Annotated in this window: 19 protein-coding genes; 7 read left to right on the top strand and 12 right to left on the bottom strand. The window is 73.9% G+C overall.

Going from position 1 to position 17649, the window contains the following annotated elements; all coding sequences use genetic code 11:
- Positions 1–17: 17 nt before the first annotated feature.
- On the top strand, positions 18–302 hold the full coding sequence (locus ACGF3H_RS06865) for a hypothetical protein (protein ID WP_362496282.1): 285 nt from the start codon (positions 18–20) through the stop codon (positions 300–302).
- Positions 303–394: 92 nt separating this feature from the next.
- Here the strand turns inward: ACGF3H_RS06865 and ACGF3H_RS06860 are convergent, their stop codons facing one another.
- From ACGF3H_RS06860 to ACGF3H_RS06845, 4 genes are all read right to left on the bottom strand, one after another.
- Positions 395–1426, bottom strand: a complete 1032-nt coding sequence (locus ACGF3H_RS06860) for an SDR family oxidoreductase (protein WP_362496280.1) — start codon at positions 1424–1426, stop codon at positions 395–397.
- Between the two features lie 291 nt (positions 1427–1717).
- Positions 1718–3013: an FUSC family protein gene (locus ACGF3H_RS06855; protein ID WP_362496277.1), complete on the bottom strand. Its 1296-nt coding sequence runs from the start codon at positions 3011–3013 to the stop codon at positions 1718–1720.
- Positions 3014–3053: 40 nt separating this feature from the next.
- Complete coding sequence (locus tag ACGF3H_RS06850) at positions 3054–3710, bottom strand: HAD family hydrolase (protein ID WP_362496274.1); 657 nt, start codon at positions 3708–3710, stop codon at positions 3054–3056.
- Between the two features lie 45 nt (positions 3711–3755).
- On the bottom strand, positions 3756–4793 hold the full coding sequence (locus ACGF3H_RS06845) for a PHP domain-containing protein (RefSeq protein WP_362496325.1): 1038 nt from the start codon (positions 4791–4793) through the stop codon (positions 3756–3758).
- Between the two features lie 136 nt (positions 4794–4929).
- Between ACGF3H_RS06845 and ACGF3H_RS06840 the strand changes: the two genes are divergently transcribed.
- From ACGF3H_RS06840 to ACGF3H_RS06830, 3 genes are all read left to right on the top strand, one after another.
- The gene (locus tag ACGF3H_RS06840) at positions 4930–5739 is read left to right on the top strand and encodes an SDR family oxidoreductase (protein ID WP_362496271.1); all 810 of its coding nucleotides are present in this window, start codon (positions 4930–4932) and stop codon (positions 5737–5739) included.
- Positions 5740–5800: 61 nt separating this feature from the next.
- Complete coding sequence (locus ACGF3H_RS06835; RefSeq protein WP_239769172.1) at positions 5801–6037, top strand: hypothetical protein; 237 nt, start codon at positions 5801–5803, stop codon at positions 6035–6037.
- A gap of 97 nt (positions 6038–6134) precedes the next feature.
- Complete coding sequence (locus tag ACGF3H_RS06830) at positions 6135–7238, top strand: ABC transporter substrate-binding protein (RefSeq protein ID WP_362496268.1); 1104 nt, start codon at positions 6135–6137, stop codon at positions 7236–7238.
- Between the two features lie 46 nt (positions 7239–7284).
- Here ACGF3H_RS06830 and ACGF3H_RS06825 read toward each other — a convergent pair whose 3' ends face one another.
- From ACGF3H_RS06825 to otr(A), 4 genes are all read right to left on the bottom strand, one after another.
- Positions 7285–8532: a ricin-type beta-trefoil lectin domain protein gene (locus ACGF3H_RS06825; RefSeq protein WP_362496265.1), complete on the bottom strand. Its 1248-nt coding sequence runs from the start codon at positions 8530–8532 to the stop codon at positions 7285–7287.
- A gap of 151 nt (positions 8533–8683) precedes the next feature.
- Positions 8684–9223 (bottom strand): VanZ family protein, encoded by a 540-nt coding sequence (locus ACGF3H_RS06820; RefSeq protein ID WP_362496263.1) that lies wholly within the window; start codon positions 9221–9223, stop codon positions 8684–8686.
- Between the two features lie 95 nt (positions 9224–9318).
- Complete coding sequence (locus ACGF3H_RS06815; RefSeq protein ID WP_362496260.1) at positions 9319–9984, bottom strand: DUF4230 domain-containing protein; 666 nt, start codon at positions 9982–9984, stop codon at positions 9319–9321.
- Positions 9985–10078: 94 nt separating this feature from the next.
- Positions 10079–11962, bottom strand: coding sequence for a tetracycline resistance ribosomal protection protein Otr(A) (gene otr(A), locus ACGF3H_RS06810; RefSeq protein WP_362496258.1), 1884 nt, complete (start codon positions 11960–11962; stop codon positions 10079–10081).
- Between the two features lie 190 nt (positions 11963–12152).
- Here otr(A) and ACGF3H_RS06805 point away from each other — a divergent pair, with 190 nt between their 5' ends.
- Positions 12153–13106 carry a ribose-phosphate pyrophosphokinase gene (locus tag ACGF3H_RS06805; protein WP_362496256.1) on the top strand — a complete coding sequence of 318 codons (954 nt, stop codon included), beginning with the start codon at positions 12153–12155 and terminating at the stop codon, positions 13104–13106.
- On the opposite strand, the gene ACGF3H_RS06800 is transcribed toward ACGF3H_RS06805, so the two are convergent.
- Both ACGF3H_RS06800 and ACGF3H_RS06795 read right to left on the bottom strand, forming a co-directional pair.
- On the bottom strand, positions 13072–13458 hold the full coding sequence (locus ACGF3H_RS06800; RefSeq protein WP_362496253.1) for an anti-sigma factor antagonist: 387 nt from the start codon (positions 13456–13458) through the stop codon (positions 13072–13074). The two genes, ACGF3H_RS06805 and ACGF3H_RS06800, sit on opposite strands and share 35 nt — an antisense overlap.
- A gap of 124 nt (positions 13459–13582) precedes the next feature.
- The gene (locus ACGF3H_RS06795) at positions 13583–14533 is read right to left on the bottom strand and encodes an NADP-dependent oxidoreductase (RefSeq protein WP_362496251.1); all 951 of its coding nucleotides are present in this window, start codon (positions 14531–14533) and stop codon (positions 13583–13585) included.
- A gap of 71 nt (positions 14534–14604) precedes the next feature.
- On the opposite strand from ACGF3H_RS06795, the gene ACGF3H_RS06790 reads away from it, so the two are divergent.
- Positions 14605–15573, top strand: coding sequence for a helix-turn-helix domain-containing protein (locus ACGF3H_RS06790; RefSeq protein ID WP_362496248.1), 969 nt, complete (start codon positions 14605–14607; stop codon positions 15571–15573).
- A 167-nt stretch (positions 15574–15740) separates the two neighbouring features.
- Positions 15741–16136, top strand: coding sequence for a VOC family protein (locus ACGF3H_RS06785; RefSeq protein ID WP_362496245.1), 396 nt, complete (start codon positions 15741–15743; stop codon positions 16134–16136).
- A 60-nt stretch (positions 16137–16196) separates the two neighbouring features.
- On the opposite strand, the gene ACGF3H_RS06780 is transcribed toward ACGF3H_RS06785, so the two are convergent.
- Entirely contained in the window at positions 16197–16499 is a 303-nt protein-coding gene (locus ACGF3H_RS06780; protein ID WP_318215726.1) for a DUF4235 domain-containing protein, read from the bottom strand.
- A gap of 60 nt (positions 16500–16559) precedes the next feature.
- Positions 16560–17585 (bottom strand): glutathione S-transferase C-terminal domain-containing protein, encoded by a 1026-nt coding sequence (locus ACGF3H_RS06775; protein WP_362496242.1) that lies wholly within the window; start codon positions 17583–17585, stop codon positions 16560–16562.
- Positions 17586–17649 lie beyond the last annotated feature (64 nt).

The raw sequence follows: 17649 nt of genomic DNA, 5'->3' as shown, positions 1-17649 counted from the left end.
GCGGAAGGGAGAGTGCCGTGACCGACCACCGCCTCGAAGGACCGGGCGAGAACGGTGTCCCCGTGCCGCGGGACCTGCCGGACCAGCAGGCCGGCCCCGGAGAGGACCCCTGGGAGGCAGCGCCCTCCCGTGCGGAGCGGCGTTCCGCCGAGGACGACGGGGACACCGAGCGCGACGAGCCGGCGGACGCCGGGGACAGCGACGTCCCGGACACGGACGAGGCCGGGACGGGCCGCCAGGGCGCACCGCGGTCCGGCAACGTGCACCCCGAGCACCCCGTACCCGACGAGTCGTCCGGCTGACGCCACGCCGTCGGCCGCGGGCGCCGCGGACCCGGGGCGGGCCGGCCGGCCGGGAGGGAGACCGACCCGGCCGGCCGTTCCGCGTCCGGCCGTCAGCCGACCTTGCGCCCCCGCAGCGGTTCCGTCGCCGCGCCCGCGCCCTGCTTCAGGCCCAGCAGGAACTCCTCCAGCACCTCCGTCGCCGTGTGCACCGGGCGCCAGCCGAGCTCCGCGCGCGCCCGCGTGCAGTCCATGAGCGGCAGCCGCAGCACCGCGTCGAACAGGTGCGGGGACGCCGGAAGCAGATGCAGCCCCCACGCGGCCGCGATCGCCGACCGGGCCGCCGTGCGGGGCAGCCGCACCGGACGCGCGCCGGTCATCTCGCCCAGCAGCGCCGCGTCGACCGGCGGGTCGGCCGCCAGGTTGTACGGGCCCCGGGCGTCCGCCGTACGCACCGCCAGCCGGTAGGCGCCGGCCGCGTCGTCGGTGTGCAGCGCCTGCATCCGCAGCCCGGGGACGTCGGGCAGGAACGGCAGCAGCTCCGGCCGGGCCAGCGGCCCCGGCAGGAACCTGCCGCCGAAGATCCTGCGCTGCTCGCTCGCCGACTCCCGCTTGAACAGGAAGGCGGGCCGCATCCGCACCACCCGGACGCCCGGGTGGTCACGTTCGAAGATGTCCAGGGCCCGCTCGAGGTAGGCCTTCTCCCGGCAGTACGCCGCGTCCGGCCAGCCGTGCGTCGGCCACGTCTCGTCCACGGCACGCTCCTTCGGCCCCGGCGAGTACGCGCCGACCGACGACGCGTGCACCAGCGTCGGCACTCCGGCCGCGGCCACCGCCTCGAAGACGCGCAAGGAGCCGAGGACGTTCGTGCGCCACGTCGTCGCGGGATCGTGCGTCGGCTGGAAGGCCCACGCCAGATGGATCACCGCGTCGGCACCCGCGAAGAGACCGGCCGCGTCGGCCTGCTCGGAGGCCAGGTCGACGGCGGCCCACTCCGTCTTCGGGGGCGACCACGCGGGGATCCGCCGGGCCAGTCCCAGGACCGAACCGACCTCCGGGTCCTCCGAGAGGAGTCTCACCACGCTGGTGCCCACGTTGCCGGTGGCGCCCGTGACCACGATCCTGCTGCCCGTTGTGCTGCTCACCTTGCGCTCCTCCCGTCCGCCTGTCAGGGTCGGAGGCCACGGGTACCCCGACCCGCCGCGGGCAAAGAAGAGCCCCGACCGGACGGGGGGGATCACGGTCGGGGCGGTCTGTCGTGGATACGGATGGCGGTCGCCTCTCGGCGAGGGGCTCCACAGGGCTTCAGCCGAACGATCTTCCCTGTGGGCGATAGGTGAGGCCCGGGGACACTGTCCCATCCGTACCCACGCTCTCTTCAACGGCGGACACTCTGCCGGTGTTCCACCGTCTGTCGCGTTTTGGGGTGATCCGCGTCACTGCTCTCGGGGCTCGGGAACGATCTCGGCCCACAGGTTCTCCGCCTGGAGCAGCAGCGCCCCCAGCACCGAGGCGTGCGCGGCGCCCTGCCCGGCGTGCTCGCGCAGCCCCTGCTGCAACTGCCGGTGCAGCTCGTCCATCGTCTCCTCCGTCTCCTCGGTGGCGTCCCCGGCCTCACCGGCGTCCTTCGCCTGCCGCGGGTGAGGCTCCGCGGCCGCGCCCAGCAGCCGGTCGGCCTCGACGTGGCAGAAGTCGCCGATCTGCTTCAGCAGGCGCGCGTACAGGCCCAGGACCGGGCCCTCGGGCGTGGCCGGGGTGCGGTTCTCGTCGGCCGCCACCGACAGCGTCCGGGTGAGCGCGACGATGTTGCCGGTGACCCGCGTCCACCGCTGGTCCTCGTCCTCGGGCGGCGCGGGCGGCGGTGTCCGGTGCAGCGCGCGCAGCGGACCGTAGGTCAGCCGCAGGCTCTCCTGACTCCAGGACCGGGCCGACGTCAGTGCGTCCACACGCCGCTGCAGCCGCGCGGCCTCGCCGGCCCAGCCGGCCGCCGTCTGCGCGTCCCACTCGTTCTCCCGCAGATCGCCCGCGATGCTGTGCAGGACCTCGCCCGCCTCCCGGGCCAGCGCCGCGAGGTTCTCCCGGACGTCCCGCAGATGGATCGGCGGCAGCACGAAGGCGTTCACCGCGATGCCGATCAGGGCGCCGAGCGCCGCCTGCCCCACCCGGTGCCCCACCGCCGACGCGGAGACCGGTGTCCCCGAGGCCAGGACGAACAGCGCCGTGGTGGCCGCGTAGACGCCCTGCCGGCCGAAGCGGGCCCAGTTGCCGAGCAGCATCAGCAGGGGCAGGGAGAGCGCCAGCGCACCCGTGTTGTCGTCGGTGATCGCCTGGGCCGCGGAGGCCACCAGCGATCCGAGACAGATCGCCCCGAACTGCTGCCCGGCCTGGCGAACCGAGCTGTAGACGGTGGCCTGGACGAGCACCACCGCCACCCAGGGGGCCATCAGCGCCATCGGATCGTCGAGCCAGACACCCGCCACGGCCCAGGCGAGCAGCCCCGCCCCCGCGGCCTTCAGCGACTGGACGACCAGGTCCCGTTCCCGGCCGGGGCCCCGCCAGGCGGCCACGACGGCCTGCCCGACGGCAGCGGCCTCCCGCCGTACCCGGTCCACCGGCCGCGCCGCGCGGACCGCCTGCGCGAGGGCGGTACGCCACCGCCCCCGGCGTCCCGTCCCGCCGCTCACACCCTTGCCCCCGGCCGTTCGCCGGGTGTCGCGTCCCACGTCCGTCATACGTGCCGTGCGATGCCGTACGCCACCGTGACCGGGCGGCTCATGCCAGCGGGCTGTTCGCGAGCGAGGACAGCAGGTCGGCGGGGTCCGCGTACACCGCGCCCGCACCCGCCTCCTCCAGATCGGCCCGCGGCAGGCCACCGCACAGCACCCCCACGCACCGCACCCCGGCCGCGCTGCCCGCGCGCATGTCCCACACCGTGTCGCCGACGAACACCGCCCGCTCGGCCGGCACCCCGGCGAGCTCCAGGGCGTGCTCGACCGGCTCAGGCGCGGGCTTGCCCGCGTCGACGTCGTCGGCGCTCGCGGTCGCGGTGATCGCGTCGTCCGCGTCGATCGCCCGCCGCAGCGCCCCCAGCTCCGCGCCGCCCGCCGAGGTGGCGAGGACGACCGTCCACCCGTCACCGGCCAGGCGCCGCAGCAGTTCCCCCGCCCCCGGCAGCGCCGGCAGCCGGTCGAAGTACTGCCCGTACAGAGCCTTGTGGGCGGCGCTCAGCTGCGCGTCCTGGTCCTTGTCGCGGTCCTCGCCCAGCAGATGGCCGATGAGGTCGGTGGAGGCCAGACCCACGGCCCGGTGGACGGCGTGCATCGACACCCGGTGGCCCGCCTGCCGGAACGCCTCCCACCAGGTGACCACGTGCAGATGATTGGTGTCGACGAGGGTTCCGTCGACGTCGAACACGGCCGCCCGTTCCATGCACCGTTCCTTCCTTCTCGCTGTGTGCGCCCGGCGGGTACCACGTCAGCCGCCCGCCACTCCGGCCGGTACCCGCCCCTCCCGGGTCCAGGCCAGCAGTTCGTCGAGCGACCAGGTGGTCACCACCCGCTCGGCGGGCACCCCGCACTCCTCGGCCCGCGCGCAGCCGTGGATCTGCCAGTCCAGCTGCCCGGGCGCGTGCGCGTCGGTGTCGACCGAGAACAGCACGCCCGCCTCCACCGCCCGGCGCAGCAGCCGCCGCGGCGGATCGAGCCGCTCGGGCCGGCTGTTGATCTCCACGGCGGTGCCGGACTCCGCGCAGGCGGCGAACACGGCGTCCGCGTCGAACTCCGACTCCGGCCGGCCCCGCCCGGTCAGCAGCCGTCCGGTGCAGTGCCCGAGGACGTCCGCGTGGCGGTCACGGACGGCGGCCACCATGCGGCGGGTCATCGAGCGGGCGTCCATCCGCAACTTGGAGTGCACGGAGACCACCACGACGTCGAGCCGCTCCAGCAGCTCCGGCTCCTGGTCCAGCGAGCCGTCCTCGAGGATGTCGCACTCGATGCCGGTCAGCAGCCGGAACGGCGCCCACGTCTCGTTCAGCTCCGCCACCACGTCCAGCTGTTCGCGCAGCCGCTCCGGGGACAGGCCGCGGGCCACCGTCAGCCGGGGCGAGTGGTCGGTGAGCACCGCCCACTCGTGCCCGAGCGCCGCCGCGGCCCGGCCCATCTCCTCGATCGGGCTGCCGCCGTCCGACCAGTCGGAGTGCAGATGGCAGTCACCGCGCAGCCGGGCCCGCAGCTCCTCGCCCCCGTGGGCGAGCGGGACGCCGGCCTCGCCCTCCAGCTTCTCCAGGTAACCGGGCACCTGCCCGGCCAGCGCCTCCCGCGCGACCTGAGCCGTCTTCGGGCCGACCCCCTTGAGGGACTCCAGCGAACCGGCCTCCGCCCGCTCGCGCAGCTCGGCGCCGGGCAGCTCGCCCAGCACCCGGGCCGCGGTGCGGAAGGCACGGACCCGGTACGTCGGCGCCTGCGACCGCTCCAGCAGGAAGGCGATCCGGTCCAGCGCCTGAACGGGATCCATCGCCACCTCCTCCTCCGGCACCTCCAGGGTTCCCCAGCGGGCCGGGGACCGCACGACGGCCACGCGGTTTGTCCGTACGGCCCCCGGGTACTGCGATGCCCCGACACACCGCACGCGCCGACGAGGAGGCCCTGTCGTGCCCAGTCCCACGCCGACCGACACCAAGGTGGCCGTCGTCACCGGTTCCGACTCGGGGATCGGCCGCGCCACCGCCGTACGCCTGGCCGAGGCGGGCATGGACATCGGCATCACCTGGCACGCCGACGAGAAGGGTGCCGAGCGGACCGCCGAGGAGGTCCGGGCCCTCGGCCGCCGGGCCGAGGTCGCCCACGTGGACCTGACCCGGCTGCCGGGGGCCGCCGACACGGTGGACGCGCTGTGCGAACGGCTCGGCCGGATCGACGTCCTGGTGAACAACGCCGGCACCGGCACCGCCACGCCCTTCCTCGACCTCGGCCTCGACGACCTGCGCCACGTCCTGGACGTCGACCTGGCCGGGCCCTTCCTGTGCGGGCAGAACGCGGCCCGGCGCATGATCCGCCAGGGCGACGGCGGCCGGATCGTCAACGTGACGTCCGTGCACGAGCACCAGCCGCGGGTGGGCGCCGCGCCGTACTGCGCGGCCAAGGGCGGGCTCGGTCTGCTCACCCAGGTCATGGCGATCGAGCTGGCCGAGCACGGCATCACCGTGAACGCGGTGGCCCCCGGTGAGATCGCCACCCCGATGACCGGCCAGGAGGACACCGACCCGCACACCGAGCGCCGCCCCGGCGTCCCGCTCGGCCGTCCCGGCGACGCCCGCGAGGTCGCCGCCGTCATCGCCTTCCTCGCCGGCCCCGAGGCGTCGTACGTCACCGGCGCGTCCTGGAGCGTGGACGGCGGCATGCTCCGGATGGGCCCGATGGCCGGCTCGCATCTGACGGGCGACGACTGGCGGCGCCCCTGAACGGGCCCGCGCGGCGGCGGTCGCGAGGCCGCTTCCCGGGTTTGCGGCCTACCCTCGAGTCATGACCGAAATCGCGAGCCCGCACATCGGCAGTCCGCGGATCCTCGTGCTCGGGGTACAGCCGGGCACGCCGCCGTTCCGGATCGTGGAGATCGACGGACAGGTGGTCGGAGAGGCGACGACCCTCATCGACGTCCTGGAGGCCGCCGCCGCCTTCGGGATCAAGGTCCACGACCTCGACGACCCCGACGTCGTCCGCTGGGTGGGCGGGGACAAGTTCACCTGGACGCCGCACTAGTCCCCTCCCCGCGGACTCGCCGGGCCGCGCGGCTCCACGGCCCGGCGAACGGATAATCGGTTGCCCGACCGCGACGGTGGCGGATCCAATGTCCGGCATGATCACCCAGCTGCGCCCGCCACAGCCGGTCGGGACGAACGTCCGGATCGGGGCCCTCGTTCCGCTCACTCCGCCCGGCTGGACCGAGGCCGGCCGGCACCTGCTCGCCGGACTGGAGCTGGCCGCCCACGAGGTCAACGACGGCGGCGGAATCCTCGGACGGCCGCTCGAACTGGTCGTCCGGGACACCGCGGCCGACCCGGACAGGGCGGTGGCGGCCGTCGAGGAACTGGCCGGCCTGGGGGTGGCCGCGCTGACGGGTGAGTACCACAGCGTCGTCGCCCGCGCCGCGGCCGGCCGGGCGGACGCCCTCGGCCTGCCGTTCCTGTGCTCGTCGGCGGTGCTCGACGCGCTCACCGACCGGCCGACCGACTGGGTCGCGCGCCTTCCCCCGGCGCAGTCCCACGGCTGGCGGCTCTATGCGGACCACCTCCTGAGGACGGGGCACACCCGGATCGCCGTCGCGGCCCAGCCGAGCGTCTACTGGGCGTCCGGGACCCGCATCCTGCGGGACCACCTCGCCCCGCACGGCGGCACGGTCGTCGAGCTCGACACGGACACGCCGGACCCCACGGCCGTGGGCGACGAACTCGTCGCGCACGGGGCGACGGTCCTCCTGCTGCTGGTCGGCCACCCGGAGCCGGCGGTGCCGATCGTCAGGGCCGTCCGCCGCGACCGGCGTCTCGCCCGGGTCCTGATCGGTGCGCCCGCCGGCCAGCCGGAGCTGCCCGGGTGGGCGGCGTCGCTGGGCGAGGACGGCGCCGCCGTGCCGTTCCTGCGCTACCTGCCCGAGCGGCTCGGCCCGCTCGGTGCCCGCGTCGAGTCGGCCCTGCGCGAGCGGCTGGGCGAGGCGCCCTCCTTCGTCGCCCTCGAGGGGTACGACGCCGTCCTGGTCCTCGCCGAGGTGCTGCGTGCCCACGGCACGGACCGGGCGCGGATCGCCGAGGCCTGGCCGAGGGTCGCGGTCGAGGGCACCCGCGGGCGGATCCGGTTCTCCCGCACGCCGGGCACCGGTGTCTGGCAGTGGACGTGGCCGCCCGTCCAGGTCGTCGACCGCGATCCGGCGGAGCCCGGACGCTTCCGGGTGCTGCACGCCGGCTGAGAGCACCGGGGATCCGCGGACGGACCCCCGGTGCACCGGTGCCGCGTCAGCCGACCGTCCACTTCTGGTTGGCGCCGCCCGTGCAGGTCCAGATCTGCAGCCGGGTGCCGTTGGCCGAGCTGTTGCCGGTGGCGTCGAGGCACTTGTCGGCCTGCGGATTGACGATGTCGTGCGCGGCGGTGACGACCCAGCGCTGGGCGGCGCTGCCGTTGCAGTCCCACAGCTGGACGACCGTGCCGTCCGCGGTGCCGCCGCCGTTGACGTCCAGGCACTTGCCGAGCGCCCGGACCGTGCCGTCGGAGCCCACCGTCCACCGCTGGGCGGCCGTGCCGTTGCAGTCGTAGAGCTGCACCGGGGTGCCGTTGGCGGTGTTCGCGGCGGCGACGTCCACGCACTTGCCGGCCAGGCCGCGGATCGCGCCGCCGTTCGCCGAGTCGCTGGTCGTCACCGACACGTGGTCCACCACGAGCGTCTGCGGGAAGGCCGTGGAGCCGTCCGGGTCGCCGGGCCAGTAGCCGCCGACCGCCAGGTTGAGGATCAGGAAGAACGGCTTGTTGAACACCCACTGCCGGCCACCGAGATCGGCCGGCGTGCGCCTCTGGTAGACGTTGCCGTCCACGGACCAGGTGATCGAGTCGGGCGCCCAGTCGACGGCGAAGGTGTGGAAGCCGTCCGCGAAGGCCTGGCCGCCCGGCAGGGTGTAGCCGGCGCCGATGCCGCCCGAGCCGGAGTAGCCGGGGCCGTGGATGGTGCCGTGGACGGTGGAGGGCTCGAAGCCGACGTTCTCCATGATGTCGATCTCGCCCGAGTCCGGCCAGTTGACCGGGGTGCCGAGCATCCAGAACGCCGGCCACATCCCCTGCCCGCGCGGCACCTTCATCCGTGCCTCGACGTGCCCGTACTGCGCGGTGAACTTCCCGGAGGTGTTGAGCCGCGCGGAGGTGTACTGGCAGGTGCCGTACCAGCACTGGTAGTTGGCGGGGTTCTCGCGGCGGGCCGTGATGACCAGGTGGCCCTGGCCGTCCAGAGCCGCGTTCTTGTTGCCGGACGTGTAGTACTGGCGTTCGTGGTTGTTGACGTTGTCGCCGGTCTCGATCTGCCACTTGGAGGAGTCGACGGCCGCACCGGCCGGGCCGTCGAAGGTGTCGGAGAACGTCACGGCGGCGGCCGCGGTGCCGGCGGCCGCGGCGGGCTCGGGTCCGGCCGCGGCGGGTCCGGTCACGAGCGAGGCGGCCAGTCCGGCGGACAGGGCGGCGGCGAGGAGGCATCTGCGGAGCGTCAGTGGGCGGGCCACGGCTCTCCCTTCCGGGCGGCGTCCCGTCGCGGGAGCGCCGACAGAGGTGGGGGGTAAGGGTGTCGCCTCTTGATTTAAGGAGTGAGATAAGGACCCGTCAATACTTTGGTACGGACCATCTGATCTCGTTCCCGGCCGAGGCCGGCCCCGCTCAGTCGCGAGGCCGGCGCGCGTGCACCGCGCGGCTCGTCCGCCGGCCCAGGAGCAGGTAACCGACCAGCGCGCCCGCGCTGTTGAGGATCACGTCGTCGATGTCGAAGGCCCGTCCGGTGATCAGGGCGCCCTGCGCGAACTCCACCAGCAGCATCACCAGGGCGGTCAGCAGCAGCACCCGCAGCACGCCGCGCGTGCGCGGGGCGAGCACCGGGACCAGGACGCCGAAGGGGACGCCCAGCAGCACATTGCCGCCGATCTGCTTCACGGCGTCGCGCAGCGCGGGCTGGTCGAGATAGGCGCGCAGGGAGCGCCCGGGGTGCATGTTGGTGTGCGTCAGCGCCTCGGAGGCGGGGGACGGGTTCAGGGTCAGCCGGGCCAGCACGACCGCGAACGCCACCATGAACACGAACGCTACGGCCATCGCCAGCAGGCGCAGCGGGAGCGGGAGCGGGCGCCGTTCGCGCCGGTCGGCCGCCCGCGCATCGGCGGCACGGGGGCGCAACAGGGAAGTCGGTCGTGAGACGGCACGAGCCATGTGGTCCTCCAGTCGTCAACGTCCCCGCGTGCTGGGGCGGTTACCCGCGAAGCCGCCGAGGATGCCGGTCCGTTCCCCGGTGGCGCCGGGGTCGCTCAGGGTTCGTACGTCACCCGCACCTGTTCGAAGCCGAGGGAGTGCAGCAGGCCCTGGAGCATCGCCGTGGTGTTGCCCTCGGCGCGCGCGGTCAGTTCGCTGTCCTTCGCGGCGTCGCCGATGTGCCGGGCCGCGAGCTTCTGCACGGCCTGCTCGCCGTTCGGGTTGTCCGAGAACAGGTCGCCGAGCCGGTCGAGCAGGCCCCGCTGCTTGGAGACGGCGTACGAGTGGTCGGGGTCGAGGGCCGGTTCGCCCAGCGCGGCGTGCGGCAGCCGCAGCGTGGCCGAGGTGCGGTCCTCGTTCACCGTCACGTCGTCCTCGCCCACCTTGCCGAGGTCGACGTAGGCGTCGACGGTGCCGGCCCCGACGTACAGGGTGCGGCTGCCGCGGATCGCGTCGGGCAGGTACTTGGTGTCCTTCTCCAGGTCCACGACGACCTGGAAGGAGCCCGAGGCGGCCTCGTAGCGGCTGATGTCCTGGATGGACTTCAGCAGCGCGGGCCCCGACCGGTCGTGGGTCTCGGTGCCGAACACGTCCTTCAGGCCCGGCAGCACGCTCAGCCGCAGCCCCGCGAACAGCACGACGAGCACCAGCACGACCGCGCTCAGCGCCTTGGCCCAGCCGGGCATCCGCCGCCCCGGGAGGCGCCTGATGGGAGTCGTCATGGTGACGGCCCTCCTTCCTGGTGTCCGCTTGCCCGCCATCTCCCGGACCAGACACGGCAGTTGGTGAACCGAACGGGGATGCGGCCGGCGGCGGTCAGTGCGATGGCCGCACCGGCCGGTCCCGCGAGGGGCGGGAGGACCACACCCCCTCCCCGTGGGTGAGCCCCGGCAGGCGCAGTTCGGCCTCCCGCACCCGCCGGGCCGGCAGTTCCCCGGTGACCAGCCAGGCGGCATCGCCCCCCGTGGTCCCGCCGAAGTCCGCACCCAGTGCCGCGAGATGAGCGGTCACGGACGCGAGCGCGTCCGGCGGCACCTCCGCCTCGAACGCGTGGCAGGGCTCGTACAGGCGGGTCCCCGCCCGCCGCAGGGCACGGCGCAGCACGATCGGGGTCAGCCCGCGGAAGTCGGCGGCCGTGCTCACGGGGGAGCTGAAACCGGACCGGATCAGCGTCACCCGGTAGTCGGTCACCGCCGCGCCGGACAGGCCGGTCAGCAGCGTGGCGTGGACCGTCTCCTCCACGGCCTGGTGGAAGGCGCGGGGGAGCGCGCCGAGCTCGGTCTCGTGGGCGAACACCCCGCCCGAGCCGCGCGGCCCCGGCTCCACCCGCAGCCCGATCGTGGCCCAGTAGCGGGTGTGGTCGTGCCACGGCATCTCGTCGACGGCCTCACCGGCGCCGGCCGGCCGCTCCAGGAACCGGACGCGCCCCGGCGAGAACTCCGCGTCGATGCCGAAGTCCCCGGCCAGGGTCGCCGCGAGCACCTCCATCTGCACCTCCCCGTACAGCAGCAGGGCGGTGGCGCCGGAGTCGGCCGGACGGGCGTGCAGCAGCGGGTCCTGGTCGGCGAGGGCGAGCAGCGCCGACCGCAACGGCGCCGCCTGCTCGGGACGCCGGGCCCGCACGACGGTCTCCAGGGTCGGCGGCGCGAACTGCGGCGCCCGGTCGGTGACGCCGCCGAGCCGGTCGCCGACGCGCAGGGCGGCCGGTCCCGACAGGGCGGCGATGTTGCCCGCGGTCAGCGTCCCGGACCCGCCGATCACCTCCAGGCGCGTGACCCGGCCCCGGACCTCACCGGTCCGCCCGTCGGACTCGCGCCGCAGGAAGGTCAGCCGCTGACGCGGGCGAACCTCACCGTCGTACAGCCGCAGATACGCCGTCCGCTCACCACCGGGCCCCGGACGTACGGCGAACACCGTGCCGCGCGGTGGCACGGGACCGGCCGCCGGCGAGCGGGCGGGGACCAGCCGGACCAGGCCCTCCACCAGCTCCCCGACCCCCTGGCCGCCCAGCGCCGAACCGAAGTACAGCGGGTGGAACGAGCCGTCGGCGGTTCGGGCGGCGAGCGCGGCACGCACCTCGTCGGCGGTCGGCTCCGGGCCGTCCACGACCGCCGCCAGCATGCCCGCGTCCACCTCCGCGAGCGCCTCGGCGGTCCGCTCGCGGACCGGCGGGTCCGTCAGGCGGCAGGGCCGCACGCGGGCACCGGCGCCGCCGAGCCCGGCGGCGACCTCCGTCAGCGGCACGACGTGCGGCGTCAGCCGGTGCCGGATGTCGGCGAGCAGGTCCTCGGCGCGGGCACCGGCCCGGTCGATCTTGTTGACGAAGACGAGCGTGGGCAGCCGCAGCCGCCGCAGGGTGCGCATCAGCACCCGCGTCCGCGCCTGGACGCCCTCCACGGCGGACAGCAGCAGCACCGCGCCGTCGAGGACCTCCAGGGCGCGCTCGACCTCGGCGGTGAAGTCGGAGTGCCCCGGGGTGTCGATCAGGTTGACCTGGGTGTCGCCGACGGTGAACGCGGCGACCGCGGAACGGATGGTGATGCCGCGCCGGCGCTCGATCTCGCCGTCGTCCGTACGGGTGTCCCCGGCGTCGACGCTGCCGAGCCGGTCGACGGCGCCGTGGTCGAACAGGAGCCGTTCGGTGAGGCTGGTCTTACCGGCGTCGACGTGGGCCAGAATTCCGATGTTCAGGGTGTGCATGCGGGGATGAGTCCTCGAGAACCGTGGGCCGGAAGGGGCACTGGGTGGTGTCGAGGAATCGGCGCATGCGAGGCATCCTGACCTGAGGGAACACGGACGGCGTCATCATGACGCCTTCCCCCGGGCCTGCCGCAACCGGATTTCCGTAAGCTGATGATCCGGCCGGACACACCCACGCGAGGAGCGGTCCGTGCGAGACATCGCCGTGTTCAGCGGTAGTGCCCACCCCGAACTGGCCGAGGAGGTCTGTGCCCAGCTGGGCGTCCCCCTCAGCCCCGTACGGGTCAGCCGGTTCGCCAACGACTGCCTCGAGGTGCAGCTTCGGGCCAACTGCCGGGAGAGGGACGTCTTCCTGGTCCAGCCGCTGGTCAAGCCGGTGCAGGAGCACCTGGTCGAGCTGCTGCTGATGTGCGACGCGGCCCGCGGGGCGTCCGCCGGGCGCATCACCGTCGTCCTGCCGCACTACTCCTACGCCCGTTCGGACAAGAAGGACGCTCCGCGCATCTCGCTCGGCGGTCGCCTGGTCGCCGACCTGCTGGTGGCGGCGGGCGCCGGCCGGGTCCTCGCCATGGCCCTGCACTCGCCCCAGGTGCACGGCTTCTTTCCGGTCCCGGTCGACCACCTGCACGCGCTGCGCGAACTGGCGGCGCACTTCCGCCGGTACGACCTGTCCCGCACGACGGTGGTCTCGCCGGACCTCGGCAACGCCAAGGAGGCCGCCGCGTTCGCCCGGCTGCTCGGCGCCCGGGTGGCGGCGGGCGCCAAGCAGCGGTACGCCGACGACCGGGTCAGCATCAGCGCCGTGATCGGGGACGTCGCCGGGCGCGACGTCATCGTGCTCGACGACGAGATCGCGGGCGGCAGCACCGTGCTGGAACTCCTCGGCCGGCTGCGGGAGCAGGGCCCGCGCACGATCCGGCTCGCCTGCACGCACGGGCTGTTCGCGGCCGGTGCGCTCGGCCGGCTCAGCGAGCAGTCCGACGTGCTGGAGATCGTGTGCACCAACACCGTGCCGGTGCCGGCCGGCGACCGCACGGAGAAGCTGCGGATCCTGTCCATCGCGCCCGCGCTGGCCGAGGCCGTGCGCCGCATCCACAACGGCGAGTCGGTCAGCGCTCTGTTCGACGCTCCCGCGGCGGACTGACGCCGAGCACCTCCGCCAGGGACGGCCGCGGGGGCAGCAACCGCGCCAGCCCGGTGATCCGCAGCATGCGCAGCGTCAGCGGGTGGGTGCACACCAGGTGCACCTGGCCGCCCCCGTCGAGCACGTGGCGCCGTGCCCGGTACAGCAGCCGCAGCCCCGAGCAGTCGAAGAACTCGACCCCGCCGAGATCGAGCACGACCCGGGCGCCGGGCCGGCTCGTCTCCCGGTCCAGGTGCGGGACGATCCCGGCGGCCGACGCGATGTCGATCTCGCCGAGGAACTCCAGCACCGTGTGCCCCCGGTCGCGGCGGACGCGCAGGTGCGTGGTGAGCGACGCGGATTCCTGTCGCACGGCGACTACGCCTCCAGCCTGTTCCGGGGGCCAACTGCCCAAGCTCACTCGAAAGTTACCCCGAACGAGCGAGTTTGAGCATGTTCGATTGACATATGTCATCGAACTCTCACAGGGGGGTCCCTCAGTCGATCACGAGGACCAGCTTCCCCGTCGTGCGGCCCGTCTCACCGAGCGCGTGCGCCTCGGCCGCGTCGGCCAGCGGGAACGTCTTCTCGACCGTGGCCCGCAGCCTGCCCGGCTCGACCAGGCCGGCGATCTCCCGCATGTCGGCCCGGTCCGCGTCCACCAGCATCCGCACCGCCCGCACGCCGAGCCGCTCGGCCTCCTCGAAGAAGTCGTCCGAACCGACCGGCAGGATCGACACCACGATCCCGCCCGGCCGCAGCACGCGCAGGGAGCGCAGCGAGGTCTCGCCGCCGATCGTGTCCAGCACGACGTCGACGTCCTTCACGGTTTCGGTGATGTCCGTCTCGCGGTAGTCCACCGTCTCGTCCGCGCCGAGGGAACGCAGGAACTCGTGCTTGCCCGCGCTCGCCGTGCCGATCACGTGGGCGCCCCGGGCCTTGGCGATCTGCACCGCCACATGCCCCACACCGCCGGCGGCCGCGTGGATCAGCACCCGCTGCCCCTCGCGCAGGCCGGCCCGTTCCACCAGGGCCTGGTACGCCGTCAGCGACACCAGCGGGAGGGCGCCGGCCTGTACGTGGTCGATCCCGGCGGGCTTGTGGGTGAAGGTGCGGGCCGGGGCCGTGACGTACTCGGCGTGGGAGCCGTGGCCGAAGGGGTACGACAGCATCCCGAAGACCTCGTCGCCCGGGCGGAACGCGGCGACGCCGATGCCCACCGCCTCCACCACGCCCGAGACGTCCCAGCCCAGGACGAAGGGAGGCTCGCCGAGGAAGCCCCCGTTCGCCCGGTGCTTCCAGTCGGTCGGGTTCACTCCGGCGGCACGCACCCTGACCAGCACCTCGTTCGGGCGCGGTTCGGGACGGTCCAGCCGTACCTCGCGCAGTACCCCGGGACCGCCGAGGGTGTCCTGGCTGATGGCTCGCATCGTGTTCACATCGCTCATGGTGAACCAGCCTGCCGTCCGCCGCCCCCCAGGGAAATGGCATGATTGCCACGCTCCGATAGAATCGTGCCATGGAACGCGTGAAGCGCCCGGCCGGGCGGACGGAACGGGTCGTGGTACTGGCCCTCGACGGCGCCTATCCCTTCGAGCTGGGCATCCCCAGCCGCATCCTCGGCGCCGCCGACGGCCGCTACGAGGTGCTGGTCTGTTCGGTCGACGGCCGGCCGGTGCGCACCAACGCGGGGTTCACCGTCACCGCCGACCACGGACCCGGGATCCTGGAGTCGGCCGACACGGTGGTGGTCCCCGCCGTCTCGCCCACCCTGGTCACCGAGGTTCCGGCCCCCGAGGTCACCGCCGCCCTCGCGCGCGTCCGTCCCGACGCGCGCATCGTCTCCATCTGCACCGGTGCCTTCGTGCTCGCCGCGGCCGGGCTCCTGGACGGCCGCCGGGCGACCACGCACTGGCAGCTGGCCGACGCGTTCCGGCGCATGTTCCCGCACATCCCCCTCGACCCGGACGTCCTCTTCGTGGCCGACGGCCGCATCATCACCTCGGCGGGAGCGGCCTCCGGCGTCGACGTCTGCCTCCATCTCGTCCGCGAGGACCACGGGAGCGAACTGGCCAACACGGTCGCCCGCCGCTGTGTGGTCCCGCCCTTCCGGGACGGTGGGCAGGCGCAGTACATCGAGCAGCCGGTGCCCGAGCAGGGCGCCGCGAGCACGGCGGCGACCCGGGCCTGGGCCCTGGACCACCTGGGCGAGTCCCTGACGCTGGCCCGCCTCGCCGCGCACGCGCGGATGAGCCTGCGCACCTTCGCCCGGCGCTTCCACGACGAGGTGGGCATGAGCCCGGGCCGCTGGCTGACCCAGCAACGGATCGCCCGGGCCCGGCATCTGCTGGAGACCAGCGACCTTCCGGTCGACCGGATCGCCGGCCAGGTCGGCTTCGCCACCGGCGCCTCGCTGCGTCAGCACCTGCACGCGTGGATCGGCGTCTCGCCCCAGGTGTACCGCCGGACGTTCCAGACGGCGCGCTGAGCGGGCGCCCGGCGGACCGGTCCCGCCGTGGCCGGTGAGGGGCGGTCAGGAGGCCCGCCGCGCAACGTCGTCGGCCGGTGACCGACTGAATCCGCCGGGCCGGGATATGCGCAAGGCAGAGGGCCACGGGGTCCGACGCCCCGTGCCCGGGACCCTTCGGAGGAGACATGGCACTGGTCAACGCGGGCGTCGTGGTGCTCGACTGCGCGGAACCCGAGAAGCTCGCCGAGTTCTACAAGGCACTGCTGGGCGCGGAGGAGACCGACGTCTCCGCCAACCGCATCGAGATCGAGGGCCCCGGAGGCTTCCGCATGGCGTTCCGGCGGGACGTCAACGCGACCCCGCCGAGCTGGCCCCGTCCCGAGAACTCCCTCCAGGCCCACCTGGACTTCGTGGTGGAGGACCTGGACGAGGCCGAGCGCGGGGTCGTGGGGCTCGGCGGGCGCCCGCTGGAGGCGAGGGACGCTGCGGGCCCGCACGAGGAGCGCGGCTTCTCCGACCCGGCGGGGCACTCCTTCACCCTGCGCCTCAGCACGCCGCCGACGGCACCCAAGCAGGGCTGAGGCCCGGGCCCGGGGTGCCGCCGGCGCGGTCAGCGCGGCCGGAGGGCGACGTGAGGACGGTCAGTCCCGTCCGCCCTTGTCGGCCACCGGCCAGACACCCGTCGAGCGCTCGATCGCCTTCGCGCCCGTCCGGTCCACGGCACTGCGCACCGCGGCGAAGATGGCGCCCTGGACCGCCGCCGCGAGGAGGATCTCGCCCCAGCCGCGGTCCGGGTCCAGGGCGTCGGGGGCGTCGTCCTCGTGCCGGATCAGCTTCCACGTCTTCTGGAAGGCCATCCCGGCCAGCGCACCGCCCGCCCAGCCCAGGACGAAGCCGACGGGCTTGTACGCGAGGGGGAGCTTCTGCTTCTTCTTCTTGCCCACGTGGGTCTCCTTCGGGTTCGCTCTGTGATGCCGGGACGTGACGCGCACGGCCCGTGGGGGTCAGGGCCGGCCGGCCGCCGGTACCTCCTCGCCGGCGGGTACCGGCCCGGGGGGCGTGCCGTCGCCGAACGGGCGGCCGCCCAGGTCCTCCCGGTGGTGCGGCGTGAGCCAGCCGGACAGGTCCGGGCCCAGCGGCACGATGCCGGTCGGATTGATGCCGGTGTGGACCTCGTAGTAGTGGCGCTTGATGTGGTCGAAGTCGACGGTGTCGCCGAAACCGGGCGTCTGGAACAGGTCGCGGACGTAGGCCCACAGGACCGGATTCTCCGCCAGCTTCCAGCGGTTGCACTTGAAGTGACCGTGGTAGACGGCGTCGAAGCGCACCAGCGTGGTGAACAGCCGGATGTCCGCCTCCGTGATCGTGTCCCCGACCAGGTAGCGCTGCCGTTCCAGCCGGGGCGTCAGCTGCTCCAGCCGGCGGAACACGCCCGCGCAGGCGGCCTCGTACTCCTCCTGTCCGGTGGCGAAGCCCGCCCGGTACACACCGTTGTTGACGTCGTGGTAGACGCCGGCCATCACCTCGTCGATCTCGTCGCGCAGGGCGTGCGGATACAGGTCGGGCGCACCCGGCCGGTGCAGGGACGACCACTCCGTCGCCAGGTCCAGGGTGATCTGCTGGTAGTCGTTGGTCACCAGCTTCCCGCTGGGCACGTCCACGACCGCCGGCACGCTCACCCCGCCCGGATAGCCCGTCTCCCGCTTGTCGTAGGCCTCGCTGAGGAAGCGGATGCCGAGGACCGGGTCGCGGTCGTCCGCGTCCAGGGTGAACCGCCAGCTGCGGTCGTCCTGGACCGGGTCGGTGATCGCCAGGGACAGGGCGTCCTCCAGGCCGAGCAGCCGCCGGGACACCAGGGCCCGGCTCGCCCACGGACAGGCGCGGCTGGCCACCAGCCGGTAGCGTCCGGCCGCCACCGGCCAGCCGTCACGGCCGTCCGCGGTGATCCGGTCCGCGAAGTGGCTCTTGGACCGCTTGAACGCCTTCCTGCCGTAGCCGCTGTTGCCGGGCGTCCCGTCGTCGCCGGTCATGGGACGTACCTCCCTGTCGTCGGTGGGCCCTGGTAACGCGTTCCCCGTTTTCGGCCGTCGGCAC

Source organism: Streptomyces sp. NPDC048185, assembly GCF_043202495.1.
Taxonomy (GTDB): domain Bacteria; phylum Actinomycetota; class Actinomycetes; order Streptomycetales; family Streptomycetaceae; genus Streptomyces.
Note: the sequence above shows the minus strand (reverse complement) of the source record. Positions and strands in the feature narration are given on the sequence as shown.

Excerpts from the sequence above, each read along its gene's own strand:
- ACGF3H_RS06855 (WP_362496277.1), bottom strand. The coding sequence starts at position 3,013 with ATGACGGACGTGGGACGCGACACCCGGCGAACGGCCGGGGGCAAGGGT.
- ACGF3H_RS06850 (WP_362496274.1), bottom strand. The coding sequence starts at position 3,710 with ATGGAACGGGCGGCCGTGTTCGACGTCGACGGAACCCTCGTCGACACC.
- ACGF3H_RS06845 (WP_362496325.1), bottom strand. The coding sequence starts at position 4,793 with ATGGATCCCGTTCAGGCGCTGGACCGGATCGCCTTCCTGCTGGAGCGG.
- ACGF3H_RS06835 (WP_239769172.1), top strand. The coding sequence starts at position 5,801 with ATGACCGAAATCGCGAGCCCGCACATCGGCAGTCCGCGGATCCTCGTG.
- ACGF3H_RS06830 (WP_362496268.1), top strand. The coding sequence starts at position 6,135 with ATGATCACCCAGCTGCGCCCGCCACAGCCGGTCGGGACGAACGTCCGG.
- ACGF3H_RS06820 (WP_362496263.1), bottom strand. The coding sequence starts at position 9,223 with ATGGCTCGTGCCGTCTCACGACCGACTTCCCTGTTGCGCCCCCGTGCC.
- ACGF3H_RS06815 (WP_362496260.1), bottom strand. The coding sequence starts at position 9,984 with ATGACGACTCCCATCAGGCGCCTCCCGGGGCGGCGGATGCCCGGCTGG.
- ACGF3H_RS06795 (WP_362496251.1), bottom strand. The coding sequence starts at position 14,533 with ATGAGCGATGTGAACACGATGCGAGCCATCAGCCAGGACACCCTCGGC.
- ACGF3H_RS06790 (WP_362496248.1), top strand. The coding sequence starts at position 14,605 with ATGGAACGCGTGAAGCGCCCGGCCGGGCGGACGGAACGGGTCGTGGTA.
- ACGF3H_RS06785 (WP_362496245.1), top strand. The coding sequence starts at position 15,741 with ATGGCACTGGTCAACGCGGGCGTCGTGGTGCTCGACTGCGCGGAACCC.
- ACGF3H_RS06775 (WP_362496242.1), bottom strand. The coding sequence starts at position 17,585 with ATGACCGGCGACGACGGGACGCCCGGCAACAGCGGCTACGGCAGGAAG.